5 protein-coding genes are annotated in these 4,685 nt (G+C 71.7%); all 5 read right to left on the bottom strand.

What is annotated here, in order from left to right; all coding sequences use genetic code 11:
* On the bottom strand, window positions 1-363 hold a 363-nt coding region (locus AB7F93_RS13980), incomplete at its 3' end, for a hypothetical protein (protein WP_428303522.1).
* A gap of 40 nt (window positions 364-403) precedes the next feature.
* Window positions 404-1,606: a DUF4382 domain-containing protein gene (locus AB7F93_RS13975; RefSeq protein WP_428303521.1), complete on the bottom strand. Its 1,203-nt coding sequence runs from the start codon at window positions 1,604-1,606 to the stop codon at window positions 404-406.
* Between the two features lie 132 nt (window positions 1,607-1,738).
* Window positions 1,739-3,031 (bottom strand): c-type cytochrome, encoded by a 1,293-nt coding sequence (locus AB7F93_RS13970; protein WP_428303520.1) that lies wholly within the window; start codon window positions 3,029-3,031, stop codon window positions 1,739-1,741.
* A 12-nt stretch (window positions 3,032-3,043) separates the two neighbouring features.
* Entirely contained in the window at window positions 3,044-3,730 is a 687-nt protein-coding gene (locus tag AB7F93_RS13965; RefSeq protein ID WP_428303519.1) for a c-type cytochrome, read from the bottom strand.
* Entirely contained in the window at window positions 3,727-4,644 is a 918-nt protein-coding gene (locus tag AB7F93_RS13960) for a LysR substrate-binding domain-containing protein (RefSeq protein WP_428303518.1), read from the bottom strand. Before AB7F93_RS13960 ends, AB7F93_RS13965 begins: the two co-directional genes overlap by 4 nt.
* Window positions 4,645-4,685: the final 41 nt, after the last annotated feature.

Raw genomic sequence — 4,685 nt, 5'->3', positions numbered from 1 at the left:
GCGCGGCGGCACCGGCGCGTAGCGCTGCTGGTACTGCGGCACGTAGACCTCGTTGTACCAGCGGTCCTGCACGAAATACACCGGCTGGTTGCAGGCGGCGTAGCGCGCGCAGTGGCGGCGCCAGTCCTTGGCATGGCCCGGGGGCACGTGCAGGTAGATGGGCTGCCGCACCACCGCCACCGGCGCCGGCTGGATGATCACCGGCTGCGGGTACACCAGCACCGGCTGCGGATAGTTGCCGATGTCGATGCGGCCGTAGAAACCGGGCTGGCCGATGCTGATGGACACGCCGACGTCCGCGGCATGGGCCGGCAGCAGCGCGGTCAGGCCGAGCAGGCCGCTGGTGATGAGTCGCTTGATCATTCGGGGCTCCAGAAGCGGGAATCAGGCAGAGCTTAGTGGGTCAAGGCGCGAACACCAGCGCAGTGTCCACGTCGGCCGCGGTGACGTCGATCTCGGCCTGCACCGGTGCCTTGCCCTCGCTGGCGGCTTCGAGGCGGAACTTGCCGGCCTGTCCGTCGTCGGCCGTGAAGGCCAGCGTGATCGCCGCGGGGTTGTACGCCGTGAAGACCGGTGAGCCGGTCACCAGGGGCAGGACGTAGCCGCCGGTGTCCGCTTCGGCCGGCGCCGACGTGCGCTCGACCCGTGTGGTGCTCACCGCCTGCGTGGCGCGCACGGTGGCCAGCGGCACGGTGGTCGAGCCGCTGATGCTCACCACGCCGGTGGCCGCGCGCGGTGTGCCGGCGGGCGGATCGATCGTGGTGCCGGCCGGCGTCGCGAAGGTGCGCGAGCCCTCGCTGATCGGCACGCCGGTCATCACCGCGGTCACGCGGCCCTCGGCGCTGACCACCAGGTCGTAGTTGCCGGCCGGCACCGGGTACAGCACGAAGCGGCCGTCGGCGGCCGGCACGGTGGAGCGCACCGGCACGCCGTCCTGCTGCAGCGAGACGCTGGTGGTGCCCAGCGCGATCGCCGGCGCCACGTAGCCTTCGGCGACCAGGCCGTCCAGCCGCACGCGCGGCAGCACGCTGACCACCGGCTTGAGGTTGTAGCGGCCCGAATTGCCGCGCTTGACCACCGACTTGCAGGCATCGAAGTCCAGCACCACGTCGGCCAGTTCGTTGGGCTGGACGGTCAGGTTGACGTTCATCTTCAGGCCCGACTGCTGCGCGCTCGGTGTGTCCAGCGGGATCTCGCTGCCGTCACCGCCGGTCAGCACCAGCGAGTTGGCCGGCGGCGTGGCGCCGGCGTTGCTGGCCAGCTGCAGGCGCAGCTGGGTGTAGGTGCCGGCCGGCAGTTCGGTCTGGCCGAGTTCCTCGAGCACGCCGTTGGTCAGGTCGAGCAGGTTGACCTTGCGGGCCGGGTTCAGCACCACCTCCGACCAGCCGCTGTCGCCGTCGCCGGCGGTGCTGCTGCGGTGCACGCGCACCTTCTGCACCGTCACGTTGACCTCGTCGTACCCGCAGGCCGGCGCGTCGGTCAAGGCCACGCGCAGGGTGCCTGAACCGTCGTTGGAGGACGAGCCGCCACCGCCGCAGGCGGCGAGGAGGGTGGCGGCAAAGGCGGCGGCAAAGGCGCCTGGCCTGAGGAGGGTGTGAAGCGTCATGGCGGCTCCCGATAGAGGTGGAGGGCAGAGGCACTCCAGGCGCCTCAGTTATGTGCAAATCTAACATTTGCACTCGCCGCCATCCGTTTCAGGCCACCCCCGGGATGTGTGAAATGGTGTCCGCCCGTGCGCTCACTCGCCGGTGCCGCCGCGGAAGCGTGCCACCTCCTGCGGCCTCACCTCACCGGCGGCGTGGCCCCAGCTCGTGCGCATGAAGCTCGCCAGCGCAGCGATCTCCGAGTCAGTGAGCACCAACCCGTAGGGCGGCATGCCGAACGGGCGCGGGTTGCCGCGGGTGGCCGGCAGGAAGCCGCCGTGCACGATCACCCGGATCAGGTTGGCCGGCGGTTCCATCGTGACGGTGCGGTTGCCGGCCAGCGGCGGCACCATCGTGGCGCCCGCGGCGTTGCGGGCGCCTTCGCCGTCATGGCCATGGCAGTCGGCGCAGTGGGTTTCGTACAGGTTCGCTCCGGTTTCGACCTGTGCCGGGTCGGGCGCCTTGCGGCCGCTGGCCACGCTGCGCTGCTGTGGCAGCGACTTCAGGAAGACGGCGATGGCGCGCAGGTCGTCCTCGCGCAGGTGCTGCAGGCTGCGGTAGACGACGTCGGCCATCGGCCCGAGCGCGGAGCCGCGCGGCGACGTGCCGTCGCGCAGCAGGGCGACGATGTGTGCCGTGTCCCAATCGCCCACGCCGGCTTGATCGGCCGCGGTGAGTGCAGGTGCATACCAATTGCGCATCGGGATCAGGCCGCCATCGAGCGACATGCCGCGCTCGGGCGTGGCGCCGAAGGGGTTGCGGCCACCGTGGCAGGCGGCGCAGTGACCGAGCCCGCGCACCAGGTAGGCGCCGCGGTTCCATTCGGCGCTGCGCGACGCGTCCGGCTCGAAGCCGCCGGGGCGGAAGAACAGCGCCCGCCACACCGCCAGGGCCGCCTGCGTGCCGTAGGGGAAGTCCAGAGCATGCGGCGTGGCGGGCTGGCGCACCGGCGGCAGGGTTCGCAGGTAGAAATAGATCGCGTCGCTGTCCTCGCGCGTCACTCGCGACATGTCGGGGTAGGGGAAGGCCGGGTAGAGCAGCCGGCCGTCGTAGGAGCGGCCGTGGTGCATCGCCCGCCAGAAGTGCGCGGCGCTCCAGCGGCCCAGCCCGGTGTCGGGGTCGGGCGTCAGGTTGCCGGCATAGACGGTGCCGAAGGGCGTGGCGATGCCGCGCCCGCCCGCCCAGGGCGTGCCGCCGCGCGCGCTGTGGCAGGTCATGCAGTTGCCCACGCGCACGAGGTATTCGCCGCGGGCCACCTGATCGGGTGTGCCGTTCGAGGGCGAAGCCTCGGCCGGCACGGGCACTTCGCCGGCGACGTTGAGCCAGGCTACACCCGCGGCCAGGCCGCCGAGCAGCACGACGAGGAAGACCAGCCAGCGGCCGAGCATCGCGGGCCCTCCTCAGCGTGGCACGCTGCCGCACTCCTGCGGCAGCGGCGCGGGCAGGGCATCGGCCGCTTTCGCCGGCACCGGCACGGGCCGGGTAGACAGCCAGGCGGCCACGGCGCTGACGTCCTGCGGCGTCAATGCACGGGAGATGTCGGCCATGCAGTCGGGCGCATGGGCGCGGCGCTGGCCGTTCGCCCAGGCGCCGAGCTGGCCCTTGAGGTAGTCGCGCGGCAGGCCCAGCAGCCCCGGGATGGCCGGGGACACGCCGGTCAGCGCCTGGCCGTGGCAGGCGGCGCAGGCCGGCAACTTGCGCGCCTCGTCGCCCTTCAGCGCGAGCGTTTCGCCCAGCGCCAGCAGCGCCGGGGCGTCACGAGCCGGCGCCGGTGCAGGGTAGGGCAGGTCGATCTCGGCGAAGTGCCCGGCGATCTCGCGCAGGTAGTCGTCGCTGAGGTGGTCGACGAGATAGACCATCGGCCCGTAGCGGCGCCGCCCCTCGCGGAAGTTCACCAGCTGGTTGAACAGGTACAGCGCCGGCTTGCCGGCGATGCGCGGGTGGTAGCCGTCGGGCGCGGCGCGCCCCTCCGGGCCGTGGCAGGCGGTGCAGGCGAGCACGCGCTGCGAGAGGGTGTCCTGCGGCGGAGCGGCGAGCGCGGGATGGGCGAGCAGCAGCCCGAGCAGGGCCGCGAGGAGGGATCTCATGAACTTGCGGGAGCGCGTTTCCACCATTCGCCGTCGAGATGCAGCTTGAGGAAGTCGATGAAGGTGCTGACCTTGCCCGGCACCAGCTTGGGCGAAGGGAATACCGCATGCAGTTCCTGCGTGGGCAGGGCGAAGTCCGTCAGCACCGGCACGATGGCGCCGTCGGCCACCGACTCGCGCGCCACGTACCACGGCAGCACCGCCAGTCCCAGTCCGGCGCGGCAGGCGGCGAGCACCGCGGACAGGTTGTTGGAGCGCAGCGTGCCCTTCACCGGCACGGAGACCGCCTGGCCGCTCGCACCGGTGAAGCTCCAGCGGTCGTCACCCTGCACGCTGCTGTAGACCAGGCAGTCGTGCTGGGCCAGTTCGGCCGGCGTGTGTGGCGCGCCGCGGCGCGCGAGGTACTCGGGTGCCGCCGCGGTCAGCCAGGGGTTGGTACCCAGGTAGCGCGCGCCGAGCGCGGAATCGGCGAGGCGCCCCATGCGCAGCGCCACGTCCACACCCTGTTCGACGAGGTTTACATAGCGGTCGTCGAAGCTGAGGTCGAGCGTGACGTCGGGATGCTCGCGCATGAACTTCAGCGCCAGCGGCGTGACCACGCGCCGACCGAAGGCCACCGAGGTGCTGATGCGCAGCTGACCGCGCACCTTGCTCTGCAGCAGCGCGGCCAGGCTGTCGGCCTCGTCGAGCTCGCGCTGGATGGCCTTGCACTTCTCGTAGTACAGCGCGCCGATCTCGGTGGCACTGACGCCGCGCGTGTTGCGGTTGAGCAGCCGCGCGCCCAGCCGTGCCTCCAGCGCGGCGACGTGCTTGGTGGCGGTGGGCTGGGTGATGCCCAGGTCCGACGAGGCCTTGCTGAAGCTGCCGGTCTCGACGATGCGCGCGAACAGCTGCACGCCGGTGATGCGGTCCATGGTCGGTCTTGTCTCCAGCCCCGATGATGCCCTGAGCGGCG

It is taken from the genome of Immundisolibacter sp., from assembly GCF_050250495.1.
Taxonomy (GTDB): domain Bacteria; phylum Pseudomonadota; class Gammaproteobacteria; order Immundisolibacterales; family Immundisolibacteraceae; genus Immundisolibacter.
Note: the sequence above shows the minus strand (reverse complement) of the source record. Positions and strands in the feature narration are given on the sequence as shown.